The 17478-nt window shown below is 57.5% G+C and carries 11 protein-coding genes; 4 read left to right on the forward strand and 7 right to left on the reverse strand.

The window, feature by feature from the left end; genetic code table 11:
• The first annotated feature begins 12 nt into the window (after positions 1-12).
• Positions 13-2076 carry a TonB-dependent receptor gene (locus tag G411_RS0105365; RefSeq protein WP_022958150.1) on the forward strand — a complete coding sequence of 688 codons (2064 nt, stop codon included), beginning with the start codon at positions 13-15 and terminating at the stop codon, positions 2074-2076.
• Between the two features lie 45 nt (positions 2077-2121).
• Here the strand turns inward: G411_RS0105365 and G411_RS0105370 are convergent, their stop codons facing one another.
• Positions 2122-2943 (reverse strand): SDR family NAD(P)-dependent oxidoreductase, encoded by an 822-nt coding sequence (locus G411_RS0105370; protein WP_022958151.1) that lies wholly within the window; start codon positions 2941-2943, stop codon positions 2122-2124.
• Positions 2940-4238, reverse strand: coding sequence for a flavin-containing monooxygenase (locus tag G411_RS19455; protein WP_022958152.1), 1299 nt, complete (start codon positions 4236-4238; stop codon positions 2940-2942). Before G411_RS19455 ends, G411_RS0105370 begins: the two co-directional genes overlap by 4 nt.
• Before the next feature lie 108 nt (positions 4239-4346).
• Here G411_RS19455 and G411_RS0105380 point away from each other — a divergent pair, with 108 nt between their 5' ends.
• Both G411_RS0105380 and G411_RS0105385 read left to right on the forward strand, forming a co-directional pair.
• Positions 4347-4967 (forward strand): TetR/AcrR family transcriptional regulator, encoded by a 621-nt coding sequence (locus G411_RS0105380; RefSeq protein WP_022958153.1) that lies wholly within the window; start codon positions 4347-4349, stop codon positions 4965-4967.
• 168 nt (positions 4968-5135) lie between these two features.
• On the forward strand, positions 5136-5921 hold the full coding sequence (locus G411_RS0105385) for an SDR family NAD(P)-dependent oxidoreductase (RefSeq protein WP_022958154.1): 786 nt from the start codon (positions 5136-5138) through the stop codon (positions 5919-5921).
• 46 nt (positions 5922-5967) lie between these two features.
• Here the strand turns inward: G411_RS0105385 and G411_RS19460 are convergent, their stop codons facing one another.
• The 5 genes from G411_RS19460 to G411_RS19470 all read right to left on the reverse strand — a co-directional run bounded on the left by G411_RS19460 (position 5968) and on the right by G411_RS19470 (position 14151).
• Complete coding sequence (locus G411_RS19460; protein WP_022958155.1) at positions 5968-7434, reverse strand: alkaline phosphatase PhoX; 1467 nt, start codon at positions 7432-7434, stop codon at positions 5968-5970.
• Between the two features lie 127 nt (positions 7435-7561).
• On the reverse strand, positions 7562-7870 hold the full coding sequence (locus tag G411_RS0105395) for a DUF2149 domain-containing protein (RefSeq protein WP_022958156.1): 309 nt from the start codon (positions 7868-7870) through the stop codon (positions 7562-7564).
• Position 7871: 1 nt separating this feature from the next.
• Positions 7872-8360, reverse strand: coding sequence for a MotA/TolQ/ExbB proton channel family protein (locus tag G411_RS0105400; RefSeq protein WP_022958157.1), 489 nt, complete (start codon positions 8358-8360; stop codon positions 7872-7874).
• The gene (gene cobN / locus G411_RS19465) at positions 8354-12214 is read right to left on the reverse strand and encodes a cobaltochelatase subunit CobN (RefSeq protein WP_022958158.1); all 3861 of its coding nucleotides are present in this window, start codon (positions 12212-12214) and stop codon (positions 8354-8356) included. The genes G411_RS0105400 and cobN overlap by 7 nt, the downstream gene beginning before the upstream one ends.
• Before the next feature lie 11 nt (positions 12215-12225).
• Positions 12226-14151, reverse strand: coding sequence for a TonB-dependent receptor domain-containing protein (locus tag G411_RS19470; RefSeq protein WP_022958159.1), 1926 nt, complete (start codon positions 14149-14151; stop codon positions 12226-12228).
• A 357-nt stretch (positions 14152-14508) separates the two neighbouring features.
• Between G411_RS19470 and G411_RS0105415 the strand changes: the two genes are divergently transcribed.
• Entirely contained in the window at positions 14509-17466 is a 2958-nt protein-coding gene (locus G411_RS0105415; protein WP_022958160.1) for a hypothetical protein, read from the forward strand.
• The last annotated feature ends 12 nt before the right edge of the window (positions 17467-17478 follow it).

A 17478-nucleotide genomic window follows, 5' to 3' on the forward strand; every position in this document is an offset into this window, starting at 1 on the left:
GGAGACAACATAATGTCACGACATTCAGGCCCATCCACATTACCGTCTATTCACCTGCTGGCCTTGGCAATCGGCGCCGTGAGTTGTTTGCCCGCCAACGCCCATATTGAAGAGCTGGTGGTAGAAGGGCGACGCGACGCACTGGTCGGGGATGCACGCTCCGCGTCCGAGGGCGTTATCGGCCAGGTTGATCTGGCCCTGCGACCGGTCCAGCGCCCCGGCGATATTCTCGAGGCCATTCCCGGAATGATCGTGACCCAGCATAGCGGCTCGGGGAAATCCAACCAGATGTTTCTGCGCGGCTTTAATCTGGATCACGGCACCGACTTCGCAACCTGGATCGACGGCATGCCGGTGAATATGCGCACCCACGGTCATGGGCAGGGCTACACCGACGCCAACTTTCTGATCCCCGAAATCATCGAGAGCCTGCATTATGTGAAAGGCCCCTATCACGCCGAGCTGGGCGATTTTTCCTCGGCGGGCGGCGTGCATATCAACACTTTTCACCGGGCGCCCGACAACCGCCTGCAACTGGAAATGGGCGAAGATAATTACCAGCGCCTGTTAGCCATGGGCGGCGCGACGGTCGCGGGCCAACAGCTCTTTGCCGCTATCGAAAATCAGTATTTCGATGGACCGTGGACGGATATCGACGGCAATGCCCAAAAGCTGAACGGTCTGCTTCGCCTCAGCAGTGGTGATGACCGCGATCGCCAGTGGAGCATCACGGCCATGTACTACGACAATGACTGGGATTCTGCCGATCAGATCCCCCAGCGCGCCGTGGATCAGGGACTGATCGACGAACTGGGTTCGCTCGACGAGCGATTGGGCGGCAACTCCCGGCGCGCCAGCCTGTCTGCTCAATTCAATACGGAGACGGCGCACGGCAATACCGCCTGGGGCGCCTATGTCATCGACTACGAAATGCAATTGTGGTCGAACTTCACCTACTTCCTGGATGACCCGGTGAATGGCGACCAGTTTGAGCAGTTGGATAAACGCCGCATTCTCGGCGGGCATTGGAATCATGGCTGGCTAAGCGGCAGCCGCAACCAATTTCGCCAGAAAGTGGGCGTCGAAGTTCGCCACGATGATATCAGCGACGTTGGCCTGTACCACACAGCAAACCGACAACGCCTTGCCACCACTCGGGAAGACAGCGTGGAAGAAAGCAGTGCCGCGCTGTTCTACGAAATGGAATGGCACTTTCATGAGCGCTGGCGCGCCATTCTCGGCCTGCGAGGCGACTACTACCGCTTTGATGTCGACGCCGACAATCCCCTCAACAGCGGCGACACCAGCGACAGCATTGCCAGCCCCAAAGCCAGTCTGATTTATGCGCTTTCCCCCCGCAGTGAAATGTACCTGAGCGCCGGTCGCGGTTTTCATTCCAACGACGCCCGCGGCACCACCATACGCGTTGATCCCGGCAGCGGCAGCGCGGTGGACAAGGTCGATCCACTGGTACGCTCCACCGGCGCCGAATGGGGCATCAAGAGTACCCTGTTTGAACGCTGGAACACCTCGGTAGCGCTGTGGTATCTCGAACTCGACTCCGAACTGCTGTTTGTTGGTGATGCCGGGACAACCGAGGCCAGCCGCCCCAGCCGTCGTCGAGGTGTGGAGTTCAACAACTTCATCACGCTCAGCGATATCTGGACCCTGGAAGCCGACCTCGCCTGGACCGACGCAGAATTTTCGGACCGCAGCCCTGACGGCCAAGACATTCCCGGCGCCCTGCCCTTTGTCGCCACCGCCGGCCTCACCGCCAATGCGCCCAACGGCTGGTTTGGCTCACTGCACCTGCGCCACTTCGCCAGCTATCCGCTGATTGAAGACGACAGCGTGGAATCCGACGGTTCCACCCTCGCCAGCGCCACCGTGGGCTGGGGCAACGAGCGAGTCACCCTGCAACTGGATGTGCTGAACCTGCTCGACAGCGATGACCACGACATCGATTACTTCTACGCGTCCCGCCTGCCCGGCGAGCCCGCCGCCGGTGTCGAAGACATTCACTACAAGGTGTTTGAGCCGCGTCAGCTACGGGCGCGGCTTCGCTTCACCTTTTAAGCTGACACACAACGTAAGAAGACACACGACGACCGGCGGCGCCGGTCATGACTGACTGCGCTGCTCTAGCTGCGCCAGATACCGCTGACGTCCGCGTTCGCCAATACGTTCCATGAGAGGCAAAACTCGGGGAATCAGCCAGGGGAAACTGCCAACCAGACGGCCGGACAGACTGTCCATCCACGAGGGATAGATCTCCACTTTCCCGGTAGCCAGTGCCCGTTCGAAGGCATCGCCAATATCCGACACCGATTGCAGGGCGCTGGCAAAATTCAGCGCGCTGCCATCATTGCGGGCCTCGTATTGCAGCATCGGCGTGTCCACCCCGCTGGGATAGATGCCCGAGACGCTAATGCCGTGAGCACGAAGCTCATTGTGCAGACTGACCACAAAACCGCGTAAACCAAACTTGGTGGCGGCGTAGCAGGCACTGCCCTTGAGCGCGATAATGCCGCCCATCGACACCGTGGTAATAATGTGCCCCCGCTTGCGCGGCAGCATATGGCGGGTAAAGGCGCGCAGCAGATGGATGGCCGAGCGCAGATTCACCTCCAGCTCCAGATCCAGCTCGCCGGGGTCGGTATCCTGCACCAGTTTCGGGAAGATCACCCCTGCATTCATGACCGCTACGTCGTAGCCGTCGACATCGCCTTCAATCTTGGCGCACAGCTCAGCCAGTGCCTCGCGATCACACAGATCCGCCGCCACCGCCGTAGCACGGCTCAGTTGCTCCGCCAGGGTCTGTATCGCCAACAGGTCGCGGTCGACCAAGGTCAGCTCATAGCCCTGACGATTCAGACGGCGGGCAATTTCCGGCCCGATGCCGCCGCTGGAGCCCACCACAATCGCTCTCTTTATCTCGCTCATGATGCCACTCCCAGTTCGCGCTTCACCTGCCCCAAGACCTTCAGATAGCGGTCCACATCGACGTAATTGGCGTGGCGCGGCGTGGCAATATAACGATGGCCTGCCTTGAGGTCGGGATCGTGGTGCTGCTTCTTCTCTGCCAGTTTGCGAGCCAGACTCGTCTCCTTCGTCGCCGTTGCATCAGCCACAATCAGCTCGGCCATTTCATCGAAGCTGGCGTAGGCCGCCGAGGCAAACTCCACAAAGCCCAGTACCGCCAGATTGTTGTAGCGCTTGGAGAAAATGCGTAGATACAAGTCGGGGCGCCCGCCTTTGTCTTCCCAGGCATCTTCCGGCAGAAAGGGACTGGCGTGCTGATAGCCCGTCGCGGCAATCACCAGATCAATCTGCTCGCGGCTGCCATCGGTGAACACCACCTCATCGCCCTCGAAGCGCTCGATTCCCGGCTTGGGAATACAGTCCCCGTGCTTGATGTAATGCAGAATCTGCGTGTTCATCAGCGGGTGAGACTCAAAGATTTTGTGATCCGGCGTAGGCAGGCCGTAATCTTCAGGCTTGCCGTTGATCAACCGCAACAAACCGCCAAACAGCATCTGCTGCAAACGAAACGGCAGCTTCGGCCCCTTTGTCGCCAGCACATCGGAGGGAATTCCCATCAGGTGCTTGGGCAAAAAGTGATAACCACGACGAGTACTCAAAAAGGCTTGATCCGCCGCAAAGGCCGCATCGCAGGCAATATCCACCCCCGAGTTGCCACAGCCCACAACCAACACCCGCTTGCCCGCAAACTCCTGGGGCGAACGGTAGCTGACCGAGTGGCGAATCTCACCGCTGAACTCGCCGGGCCATTCAACGATATTGGGCTCCCAGGTCACCCCGTTGGCACAGATCAGATAGCGGGTTTGCAGTACCTCGCCACCGCTGAGCTGCAGCTGCCAGAGGCCGTCATCATTCTGAAAGGTCTTGACCACCTCGGTGTTAAAACGAATGTGCTTACGCAAATCGTGGTGATCGGCATAACTGCGGATATAGCTCAGCAACTGCCGGTGACCGGGATAATCGGGGAAGTTCTCCGGCATGGGAAAACCCGGAAAGCCGGAGCAACTGCGCGAGGAGATAAAATGTGCTGATTCGTACATCGGCGAACCGGGCGCATCGATATCCCAAATCCCGCCCACATCGCCATTGCGCTCCAGACTCACAAAGTTAACGCCGCTTTCCGCCAAACGGCGTGTCAGTATCAAGCCGCCAGGCCCCGCTCCTATTACTACAACATCGAATACAGAATCCGCCATCACTGCCCCCAAAAGAAAACGACCAAAGGTCACTTTTTCAAACAAACGCGACCATTGGTCACATATTTAAAACGTGATCGTTAGTCACTTTTAAGGTAAAGTCAAGCGATGACAACGAATAACAGCAAACAATTACGCCGCCAGCCCGAACAGGACCGCGCTAAAAAGAACCTGAATGCCATGCTGGAGGCCGCCGCCACACTCATTGGCGAATGCGGCGCCGATGGCTTTTCCATGGCCGAGCTGGCGCGCCGTGCGGGGGTTTCCAAGCCCGCCCTGTATCGCTATTTCCCCAACAAACAGGCGGTATTGCTCGAACTGGCAAGGGCCAGCTTTCAGGAAAATCGCGAACTGTTGGTCGCCAGCCTCAAACCCGACAACGACGATGAATGGCAGGCCATGCGCAAGGCCATGCAGCAGTATTGTCAGCTTCAGCGCTCGCAGCCCTATCGCAGCCACCTCCGTGCCGCGATTCAGGCTGACCCCGAACTGATGGCTCTGGATATGGCCGACACCCGCCAGAACAGCCGCTTCGCCGAAGACATTTTCACCGAGCGCTATCCCGGTGTGGATCGTCAGGCGCTGCGCACTCGCCTGATGCTGATCATGAGCTGCGCCGAAACCGTTGCCCATATGACTACCCAGGTGAGCAGCGGCGAAGCCGAACAACTGATCGAGCAGTTTATTCAGATGTGTCAGGCCAGCCTGCCAGCATCCAGACAGACATAGTGCTGCTAATAGCTAGCAGCGCATATGCCATCAAGGCGGCTGCGCGCCAGCTAAGGGCTAACGCGAAAAGACTGTCGCGATTTAATTAAACGCATCGTAATCTTCCAACGCTCCAACCAATGTCCCAAAACAGTTAGACTGCGCTCTTTTCTCATCGTCGGACATCTCATGAGCAACGAAAACAAGAGCCTTAGCGGGCTGCAGCGTTTCAGCAATAAATCCATTATCGTCACCGGCGCCGGGTCGGGGATTGGCCAGGCAACGGCACTGCGTATTGCCTCCGAAGGCGGCGCAGTCATCGCGGTAGACCTCAATGAAGCCGGGTTGCAGGAAACTGTTTCAGCCGCTGCAGATATGTCTGGCAGTGTTCGCGCCTACTCGGCGTCAGTCGCAGAAGAAGAACAGGTCAAAGCCCTGATTGCCGACGTTAAAGACAAAGAAGGCAAGCTGGATGCGCTGATTAATATGGCGGGCATCTTGCGATCCATGCCCAGCACGGAAACCTCGTTGGCAGAATTTCAGCAAATTCTGAACGTCAACCTCATCGGCACCTTCCTGTGCTGTCGCGAAGCCATTCCCGCACTGCTGGAAACCAAAGGCTGTATCGTCAACGCGGCATCTACCTCAGCCCAATTCGGCCACCCGTATATGGCTGCCTACGCGGCCAGTAAAGGTGGTGTGTATGCGCTCACGCGCACGCTGGCATGGGAATACCTCAAGCAAGGCGTTCGGGTAAATGCCGTTGCACCGGGCGGCATTTTGACCCCGATGGTACTGGCGCAGGGCGAGCGAATGGCAAGCCTCGATATGGATCTCTTTACCCACCTCAACCGCCCCGATGGTCAGTTCGGCGCGCCGGAACAAGTCGCGGGCGTTATCGCCATGCTGGCATCTGCCGATGGTGCGCATATGACGGGCGAAGTAGTGAAAGTCGACGGTGGCGTTCACAACTAAACCCTGAGCGATCAGCGGGGCTGACGCCCCGCTATAGGGTGGCCAATTACGCGGTCAAGGGCTTCGCCATCGGGCGATCAACACGCACCGAGAACGGCATTTGAATCTCGTAGGTCACCCCGGCTACGCGGGTCGGAATGAGTGAACCCGGCTCCAGTTCTGGCGGGAAAATACCCAATGGGCGGCTGCGCTGCCCCGAGACATAAATGCGATCGCCACTCGGTGCAATCGCAATGCCTGTCACTTCCGTCAAGCTGGGACTGCCCGGAAGCTGTAACAGGGGAATGGTCGTGCGGTCGGGCAGCAACACCATACAGCGCATAAAGCCGCCGTCTTCCACGACCAGCATTTCACCATCGAGCGTCATGGCAATATTATCGACACCGCTTAATGGCTCCTCGTCCAAATCAAACGGCGAGCCAATCACGCCGTTCTCTGGGTTATAGATACTCTCGATAGTGCCCCCGGCAACATCAATCGCCCAGATATTGTCATCGCTCTTGGTAGAGAAGAAGACCATTCCCTCCAAGTACCAAACACCTTCATTGCCGCCGAAAATGGTGGCATCCACTTCATCTACCGTGTCTGGCTGAGCGCGGCCATCATCAACGGCATCGTTCCATTGGAAGGCGACCGGCCCCAGACGCGCAGCCTCAATGCCATCCGGCACGAACAGTACCTGCAATTTACCGGCATCCATGTTCGGGCGTTCCGTCGCCTCCGGCCAATCATTCAGCTCCCAGACAGTGCGATAGAAACGATCGGTGTCGGTATCAATATCCTCGGTGTGATAAATGGCACGGTGCTCGACATCCACCGCCACCATCTCGTGAGCCTTGCGGCCAAAACAGGGAAGTTCAACAGCTTCCCCACCATCGCGGAGCGGGCTGCACTCGAACATTTTTCCGTCCCAGATTTCTTCGCCGTTAATCCAGGTTCCCCACGGCGTGGCACCGCCAGAACAGTTGGTAGTGGTGCCGCGCTGACAGGGATAGGCATCCACCAGATTCCCGAGCGCATCAAAGCGCAGTGCGCTCACACCACCGCCAAAGAAAGGCGGTAACAACGCCGCCGTATCGCGATCGAGGTTCCGGCGAAAAATGCCGGTGGGATCCTGATCTCGAAGGGTTGTCAGATCTCGCGCTTCGGAATTACTGACGTAAATCCAACCGCCGTCATCCGTGCGAAAGGTACCGCCCCCATCAGGGTCGGAATGCCAGATAAAAAAGGGATCAACCTCTGGCACCGGCGGCTCGCCAAAAACCGCCAATTGGCGCGACGTAAAGCCTTCGGGCAAGCGAATGCCGTCGTCATTGGGCTCAAGCAATGGCCCGATATTACGGAACTTACTGGAGAAACCGGCCGACCGACCGCCGCCGCTGCCACCGGAGCCTCCGCCGCAGGCTGTTAACCAGCTGGCGGTGGCGACGCTACCGGCAGAAAACAGCAGATTTCGCAGGAAAACCCGGCGCGACCAGCCCTTGCGTTCAACTTCTTTCAATAATGGATTCACATTCACTCCTATTGCATCATCGCTCGGCGCCCAGTCCTGCCCCTCGGCGCTGAGATGCTTTCCTCAGTCCAGAAGACAAAGTAAAACACAGCATCATGACAAATGTGCAAAAGCAGCTACCCGCGACTCACTCCGGAACGTACACCATTTTACCGTCGGGCAGGCGGTAGGTGACGCCGGCTTTGGTGCCCTGGCCTTCTCCCATTTCTCCGCTGCTTTCGTAGCGAGTGAGTTCTTCGCCGTTTTTGATGGTGATCCGCATATCGTCTTCGCCGGGGTTTTCAACAATCACCACGTTGTCGCTGGCAAAGGGGTTGAGGGGATTGCGGACAATAATAATCAGCAGGATGACGGTAATGACCAGAAACAGGTCGATGAGGTTAACCACCGACAGGATGGGATCGTCGTCTTCGTGTTCCAAAAAACGTCGGGGCATCTCACTGTTCTCCACACTGTTGCGCGCGCTCGATGTCACGCAGTTCTTCAAACAGCCAGCGCCGACGAATATTGAGCAACACGAAGCTCAGGCTGGCGGCGATCAGTGCCAGCGTTACCCCGGAAAACGCGACGACCATATTGCTGCCCACCGCAGAGGTGTCGTTCTCTGACAGGGCCAACAAAGCGGGCCCCATCGGGATCAGCGTGGCCACCAGACCGAGCAGCGGCGTGACCCGTGAGGTGAGTTTCAACCATTCCAGACGGCGCAATATCCACAGTTCCAGATCATCACTGACCACACCTGCCTGCCGGGCATAGCCGCTCAATGCGCTGCGATGTTCCGAAGAACGGCGCAGCCAGGCTTCGCAGATCAGGCTGCCGCTGGCGTAGAGGGTGTAGAGCAGAGCCACGACAATGCACAGTAATGCGGGCAACAGAAACATCGCCGAGATTTGATAAAACACGGATTCAAGTTGACTGCTCAGCATGATGCCTTCACCTGTTGTCTGAAAGATTGAGAGTGGTAATAGTTGCTGGCCGCACCGGCCAGAAAGCTCAGTGCCAGCAGCAGCCATGCCCCCCACAGCCACCAAGACGGCGGCTGCGGTGAATCCTCAGCTTGTACGGCCTCAAGCACCTGACCCTTAACGACCTGGGGTTCAGCAGCACTTGCCTCTGCGGCCTCACTGGCCGCCTCTGGCCAGCTCATCCCGAACCCGGCGGCTTGTTCTTTAAGGAAAGCGACCGTTTTGTCGGCGCCGGGCTGCGCGCCCTCCTCGCTTGTCAGCGTTTGCCAGCGCTCGACGAGTTCCTTTCGGGTCTGCTCGCTGGCGTCCCAATAGCCCTTGCGAATCGCCTCGGCCATGCGTTCGATTACCTGCGCCTGAGCCGTGGGGTTATGTTCGGCAAACCACTCATTCAACCCCAGCTCACGGCGGTCCATCACATAGGTGTCGTGCATAGCCTGCCACTGGTCTTCACGCACCATATTCGGGTCCATCACCTGCCAGCCAAAGAGGTTGTTAACAACTTTCAGCATGGCCACTGTTCCGGCGTAGCCCTCGGCCTTCATGCCGTTTATCCACTGCGGGTTCTGATAGCGGGTACGCATTTCGCTGCTCAGAAACGTGCTGGCCGAGGCAATGCTGGCGCGGGCGCTGCGGGCATTAGATACATACAGGGCCGGTCGCTCGCCGCTGACATGATTCACCGTTGCCGACAGTCCGCCAAGGTACTCAAAGGGGTGGTCGGTAGACAGCAGGCCGTGCAAATTGGAAGAACGCGACAGCAGCACGGCGTCCACACCGTTTAATTGCGCTTCCATCACGCCAAGTTCTTTCACCGAACGGCCCCAGTGATGCTGGCTGTAAATGTGAGACTGGCTGTTCAAAAAGGTCTCGGCCAGCACGGCGCTGTCGTCCCACTCGGTAGAATCCATCGCCACACGGGTAACACCGCTGCCGTAGTCGCCGGGCGGATTACTGAAAATACGTGCGCTGGCATATTGCCCGGCTTCCGCCATCGGCACGCCCTGCTCACGCAGCAACGAGGCCAGACGTCGGCTGTTTTCTGCAATGGGGTTATTGGCTTCATCGCGCCCGGCCAGTTTTTCCAGCACAACCGACAACTTATCCATCACCGCATCGAACTGGTCTCGGTAAACACTGGTGACATGAATAACAGCGTCCACTCGCGGACGCCCCAGTTCTTCGACGGGAATAATTTCCAGATCCACCACTTGCCCACCGGCATCCCACACCGGCTTCACACCCAGCGCCTGCATGATCTGTGCTTCGCTCAAGCCGAGGGTGCGAATGGTCTCCGACGACCACAGCGAGAAAGCCAGCTTGTCGGGCCACTGCCCCTGATGGTTGCTACGGTAATCGTCTATCAATTCCCGGTACGTTTCCTCCGCAGCCCGGTAGGCCTCCGGACTGGGAATTTTATGCGGGTCCAGTGCATAGAGATTGGTGCCGCTGCTGGTGCCCGGGTTGCGCACCGGGTCGCCGCCCGGCCCCGGCCGGACGAAGCCCCCGGCCAAGCTGGTTATTAGCGCCTCAATTTCACCGTTATTTCGCAGTGCGGTATCGTACTGCTGGGCGCGCTGCATAAGCGCCGACAGTTCCTTGCTACCGGCGTCCTCCGCAGATTTTTCTCCGCGTAGATACGGCAGCAAGTAGCGGTAAGCGGGCGATTCAAACAGTTGCTCAAAGCTGTCGGCAAACAGTTCGGTGGTATCCAGCTCCAGCGCCCGATAGTACTCCTCTCCGAGTTGCTGCATCACGGTGGCCCAGCGGTAGTCGTCATCCGCCGATTCGCCGAAGCTGTGCAGACCAATAGGGGTGGTCGCCTGAGCCAGCTGGTGAAGGTGGTCGTGAAGCAGAGCAATAAACGGCCCGGTGTCTCCGCGCATGGCGTCGGTCGTCCAGCCCAGGTCTTCGTGCAGTTTGTGTTCCTGCACCATCGCCAACAGCGATTCCCGCGTGGTATCGCGCACCGCCCCGTCTTCCAGCTGCAGGTACTGGTGCATCAAATCATGGATATCCTGCAACTCATCGTAGAACCCCGAGGGGGCAAACGGCGGCGTCTGATGGCTGATGGTTACCGCCCGGCCACGGCGTTTGGCCTGCATGGCTTCGCCGATATTGTCCTGAATATAGGGGTAGAACACCGGCACGTTGCCCACCGCCAAATTGGGATAGTCATAGGCCCACAAGCCGCGATCTTTGCCCGGCGTCCACTCCTGCGTCCCGTGGGTGCCGAGGTGAATCAAGGCGTGGGCCGTAAACTGCTCGCGCAGGTAGAGGTAGACCGCCAGATAAAAGTGACCGGGCGGCTGGATTAGATCGTGTGTGCTCTCACCGGGCCGGTCAGCGCGTGGCGGCTGGGGCAGATACAGCAGATTGCCACGGCGGGCAGCGGGAATAACAAACTGCGGCTCGCCATCAATCGTGCGTACACCCCAGTGGCTGTCCGGTTCACCCCAGGTGTTTTGCAAGGCCTGCTGCCGTGAGGCGGGCAGGGTTGCCAGCCAGTTGCGATAGCTTTCCAGCGGCAACGTCACAGCCAGGCCATCGGCCAGCAACGCGTCCAACTGCTCCGGGTGATAGTAAGCACCGAGCAGGCGCTGGGCGGTGGCGATAATATCCGCTTCCTTTTCCGGCCTCAGCGAATAACCCTGCGCCGCAAGAGCTTCAATAATATTTTCAATGCTGCGCGGAATATTAAGGTTCGATGCGGACAGATTCTTTTCGCCTGCCGGGGAATTCCAGAACATCATCGCCAGACGGCGCTCATTGGCGGCAGTGTTGCGCAACGCCGCCTGCGCCTTGAAACGCCCCACCAACAGCGCCAGTTGCTCGGGAATAGCCACGGGCGAGCCGTTTTCTACGGCGGTCAGCACCAGCGGATCAGACATCCCCCAGCCTTCGGGAATCACCATGAGTGCGGCTGATGAGGCGGCGGGCATCCCCTGCGCGGCCTCCCGCCATTGGGCGACCGTACCGTTGCGATAGCTCAGCCCCATGACCACCGGAATGTTCAACGCAGGAAATTCAGCCTTGCGCGCTTCATCCACCATGTGAGTGGTGTTCAACAGCATCGCCGGGCGGGCCTGCGCAATCATGCTAGCCAGAGCATCGGCCTTGCCGCGCTCAAACCAGAACACCAGCGGAATGCCTCCCGCCGCTTCAACCGAGGCAATCAAATCATCGTAGAGCGCGGTTTCGCCATTGCTCACCACACTTCGAGACATCGCCACAGCCAATACCGGCGCATTCTCAGACCAGCGGTGCTGTCCCCAGTCTTGATAGGCTGCCCAATCTGGAAAGATTTGTTCAGCCCCGGAGTGGTAAATCCCCGCACCGGGCAGCGGAACGGCAGGGGGAATCGCTGACAGAGTGCTACCGTCCTGCCAGGCACGGATGAACGCCATCATATTTCGGAAGTTGGCTTCGCCGCCAGCGGCATAGTAAGCGAGCAGTGGGCGCAGAATCACCGGAGACAGATTGCCACCCTGCGGCGGCCCGCCGCCCACGACTAACCAAGGCGTATTACCCGCCTTCAGTTGTGCTCCAACACGCCCCATCACCTCCGCGCGATCTGAGCCGCGAGGTGTATCCATAATCAGCAGGTCGGCCGTGGCCAAGGTTTCAGCCGTGGCACCTTTGCCAAAATCTGCCTGCACGGCAATGCCATGGGGATTGGCCAGTCGCTGCAAGCGATTGACCTTCCCGGGTAACAGAAAGTCACTGCTTAGCACCTGAATACGCGTGACCTCTGCCGCCGCAGGCATTGCTGCCAGCACGACAAATGCGAGCAGCCATCTAGGAAAAGCGAACATGACTGTTAGCCTTAAAATGCCAGGGTCAGGCCAATCCGGAACTCTCGCCCGGCTTCCGCCAGGGTAAACAGTTCCGATTTTTCAGCCAGGCGCTCGTCGAAAAGGTTTTCCACACCGGAATAGAGACGCAGACTCTCGGTCAGATCCACCGTAATATCGAGGTGATGCAGCGTGTAGTCCGGCGTATATTCCCCGCTGTTGTATTGCTTACCGACGTACTCGGCACGCCAGCGGAGCTGCGTCGTCGCCACCGGCGTCCAGGACAGGGTGACATTGGCCGCGTTGAGAGGACGATTTTCTAACGCCTCACCACTGCCCAGATCTTCGGTATTGAGGTAGCTGTAGTTTGCGACCAGCGCCACGCTGTCACTCAGGTGACGACTCACCGCCAACTCCAGACCGCGGATCAGTGACTCGTCCACATTCTGATAATTGCGACGCTCTACTCCACGCACGCCGCAATCGCTGTAACAGACCGTTTGCACCAGATTATTCAGCTCATTGCGGAACAGCCTCGCAGATAGCTGCATATCGGCATGGCTGTATTCCAGTCCGATCTCGTAGCTTTTTGAACGCTCCGGTTCCAGGTCGGGGTTACCCTCCACCCAAAAGCGACCGCCCGCCGCCAACACTTGATAGTTCTTCGACAATTCCGTTAACGAGGGCGCTCTAAAGCCTTCACCGTAGCCGCCTTTCAGCGTCCACGCGTCGCTGAGACGATAAACCGAATACAGACGGGGACTGACTTCACTGCCGTAGTCCTCGTGGTTATCCACACCCACGCCCGCGACAATTTGTAAGGCGTTGCTCAGCTGCCATTCGTCTTGCAGAAATACCGTGTGATGAGACGCTGACGCTTCGCCACTGCCCTGCAAACGCTGGTCGTTTAACGTTTCCTCACGCAGTTGACCACCTACCGTCAAAAAATGACGGGGGCCCAGCGCGGCCCCCACATGTCCATCGACAATCTGGTCTTCAATTTCCTGCGGCAGCAATGCCGTGCCACCCGCGCTCCGGCGATTTTCCCGCAACACTGATGACTGGTACGCGTTCACGATGGCGTGTCCCCATTGCCAGTTGCCCTGATACGCCAGCCCGTACTGCTCGCGCTCAATGTCATCGGTAGAGGTGTAGTTACCGGAGCGGGAGGCAATATCCAGCTCGCGCGTATCATCGTTGCGGCTGTAACTGAGCGCCAGCTGCTGGCCATCGACCGGCGTCCACATCAACGAACCACGAGCAGCGCCGGACTCCCGCTCCTCAATTTCGGAAACGGTCTCGTCTTCTTCCGTTGGCAGATTGTCTCGATCCAGCACCTGCCCGGCCAACGTAAACGCCAGAGTATCGGGAATCAGCGGCCCCGCCATATACAGCGAGGTCTTTGTGCTGTCGCCGCCCTCGGCGCCATCGACAAAGGTGGCCGTGGTTGACAGCTCACCAAAGAATTCCTCACCCGGCGCCTTGGTGATCACATTCACCACACCGCCCAGCGCATCGGCGCCATACAGCGACGACATGGGACCGCGCACGACTTCAATCCGCTCAATAGCCGAGTTGGGAAGCCAGCTCAGCTCATAGTCAGAGTGGGCAATAACACTGTTGCTGGAATTGATCCGCCGACCGTCGATCAGGTACAGCGTGTGCTCCACGGGCATACCGCGGATACTGATGCCACGCCGGGTCTGCCCGACCGGCGTGACCGTCAGCCCCACCTCCGCAGTCAGTGCATCGGCGACATCGTCGGCGTTAATACGCCGCAGCTCTTCGGCATCGACCACAGAAATACTGGCCGGTGCCTGCTGCAACGATGTTGCATGACGACTGGCGGTCACAACCACCGTTTCAAGCCGAGGAGACTCCTCGGCAAAAACACCCTCGAAAGGCGTAGTGACGAGCGCTAGCCCGACGCAAAACGCCGCCTTTATTGAATGACCCATGGCTATACCTTGTTGGTTTTGGTTTTTGTGTTCGAGAAAAATTCAGGAACAGAGAAGGCCAGGAAACCTCAGCTTTAGATATGATATATCACATCCTAATTGCATCGCAATCGCGAAAACCCTCCCCCCCATCTCAGGGGGTAAAACAGGCATTTGCGCACAAACTCACACTTCGTCGCTAAAATGCGCTTGGTGTTATCACGACCAGCCGTTATTTTTCCGTAGCAGGTCTAAACGCCGCTTACCCGCTGCCTCCAGAGGAGCAGGAACAGGAGTACGATTCGCCAGCCATCCCAACGGCATAGCGACGGCGAAACTCAGCAGTTTTGAAAACATATTATGCAGGGAGCATTTTCAATGGCGGACTCATCACGTCGCGGGTTCCAGGGAGCGGGGCTGTTTTCCAAGCACACGTCCTCCGTGTTTACTTTCGCAAAACCTCTTTCCATTCTTCTGCTTGCCAGCGGATTACTTGCCTGTGGCGGTGGCGGCGGCGGGGGCAGCAGCTCCGGCAGTATCGCAGCCTGCTCAGGGGCGGATTTCACCGCCACGCAATATGAAGCGGGGGATAGTGCGGAGCTGATTACCAAGAAAAGCCTCTCTCAGATTTATCTGATGCAAGGCAGCGATGCCCTGCCGCTTGAGAGCACGCCCAGCGATATGGGTTACTTCATTACCGTACCTATGACGCCCGATCTGGCCGCCAACGGTGGTACGGTGAGCTACGAGGCCGAGCTGGATGGCAAGCGCTGCGCACTGCCCTCTCTGGACGTGACGCCACTGCCTCAGGCTGACGATGATGCCTATGCCGATGCGCTGGATGCATTGGAAAAAGCACTCACTAATATCGAATCTGCTCTGGCTTTCGATCCCGATACAGCCACTAGTGATGACATCAGCAAAGATCCATTCCAGTTTCTTGCTTACTGGCTACATGAAATTTTCTATGACCCAAAGAGCGAAATCAGCCTGCCCTATCAACGGAATCTTCTCGCCAGCCTCAGTGCGACAGACATCCAGTTCTTTTCACAAATGGTGGAAAAGCTCGACCTGATCCAGACACTGGATGACCTTGCCACTGAATTTGAACAACCGATATTTGGCATCAATTCGCCGCAGGCTGCGAGCATACGCTCCACTCGGAATCAGCCTACTGTCTATCGAGCGGAAACCTGCACGCACTATCTGAATGACCCGCGAGACTATAAAGTCAGCCTGACTGATGCAGGTTCGCTCTCCATTGCCATGAACATGGCCTACGAAGCACAACGCAAGGCGAAGAATGCCCAAGCCAACGCTGCGGCAAAAGCGGCTCAAAACACCGCACTCAATTCAGTGATGGCCGTGGCCAGCGAGGTAAAGGGCGGCGCGTTAGGCCTGCCACTGGCTGTACTGGGTACGATTGCCGGCTCAGCATCATTACGCGCAAATCTATTAGATGACATGACCGCGAATATGCTGCCTTCCAAGATTGTTCATACCAATATTGAGGTCATCCCGCGTGCCAGCTTGGAAGAGGATTTTTCTGACGGACAAACCAATCCAAAATGGATTTTCAGCGTCAATGCGGAAAGCGAAACCTTTGAAATCGGCAAGCAAATTGCCGCCATGGTTCAAACAATCCTGGGGGCACCGGGCAGCCCAATGGATGGCAAAGCTCTGACGGGATATAACGAGGTAGCCAATCGCGCACTCTCAGACGCCAAAGTGAGCGACTGTGCCCTCACGGTCCCTCCACTGCTTTGGTCAAATATCCGCATTCCCGGCAACTTCGCTGAAGGCAGCGTCACTGGCGATGCCTTTGCCATCGATAGTGAACCTGACACCCTCAAACCCCTCGCCATCGGTCAGGCGGAGCTTGCCGTACAGATGAAGTCGGGGCTGTTCCCCTCATACTCCAATACGCTGGCAGACCAGCGGGGAACAAAAGCCATTGAGAACCGCAAGAAATCTTTCGTGTTTTCTTCTGACCCCATCGTTGTCAAAAACCCCGGCGAAAGTAAAAACATCGATGTATTAATCAGCAACTCTTCGTTCCCGGAAAAGCATTCACTGTTCTACTCAGGAGCGTTACAGGTAAATGAAAGTCTGTCGGGAAACATCCTGTCACTCGCAATTGATACGCCCTCCGACCCGGACCTTTATCCGCTGGATATTACCATTCAATCCACCTCGCACAGCCTCGCTCCGGTCAACGCGCGAAGCAAAACGGTGCAAGTCGTCCTGCAAGGGCTGGAAATTGAAATAGAGGAAATACAATCCGGGTTTTGCGATAGCGGTAGTTATATCGAGGAAAATAACGCCAGAATCACCGGCGCCAAAAGCGATGACACCGTGACGTGGACGGCAAGCGGCGGCAAGATAACCACTCTCGCTGACAACCATATGCGCTTCGAAGCGCAACAACCCGGCGACTACACCCTTACTGCCACCAGCAACGAGGACCCGACAATCTCCCAAAGCTTCGTCATCCAAGCCAGTGATTGCAGTACCAACATGTATATGTACGGCAAAGTAATCACCAATGTTGAAAGCCCGGATGTCTCCGGCAGCTGCCCGGTAAACAATCCTGACGACACTGAGGAGATCACTACTTACGGCGTAGAGGTAGACAGCTACAACAATATTAATCCCGGCAACATCCGCAGCAAGATGAGCACCTTTGGTCCCAGCCAGGCAATTAACTTTGATCAGTCCGACAGTGGCACTTACCTGCATTCTTACGACGCCAATGAGGTCTGTCATACAAAACAGATTGACCTTATCGCGAGTAGCTCAGGACAGGTCCGCAGTGTCGGCGACGGTAGAGTGAATTTTAATACCGAGCACACCACCAAAGGCGAATGTTATGCCAGCCAGGAAAGCGATGGCAGCAATACCACACTGTGTACCCTTGCAAGCGCTGGAGAAACCTACCAGATCATCTGGATGTTCGATCACAAACAGGCTCGCAGCTACAACGTGGTGAACGCCCTTAGCTGCACCGCGCCACCTGTTAACTACCCCCAGGGTATCCCCACGTCGCCGGACATGGTCTACCAACTCCTTATGTACGACGAGAATAATCAGTTCGTAGACCCTTCACTGATAACGACACAACCCGCGTTTTCAACGAATTGCCGAGCAGGTAGCCCACCCGGCGGTCATAGTTTCGATTTGCCGGAGATGCCGGAGGGATATCACGTGATGATTCTGCTGAGCATGGCCTACCCGGTGGGCAAGCTCCCCGACCTCAGCGGTGGAAATAATCCTGGCGCGACCTCGCTGCCCGCCAGCGGCAAGATTACGGGCTATATACAGGTTAAACCCCAGTAATCATTCAATAAA

The sequence above is a fragment of the Spongiibacter tropicus DSM 19543 genome, assembly GCF_000420325.1.
Taxonomy (GTDB): Bacteria; Pseudomonadota; Gammaproteobacteria; order Pseudomonadales; family Spongiibacteraceae; genus Spongiibacter; species Spongiibacter tropicus.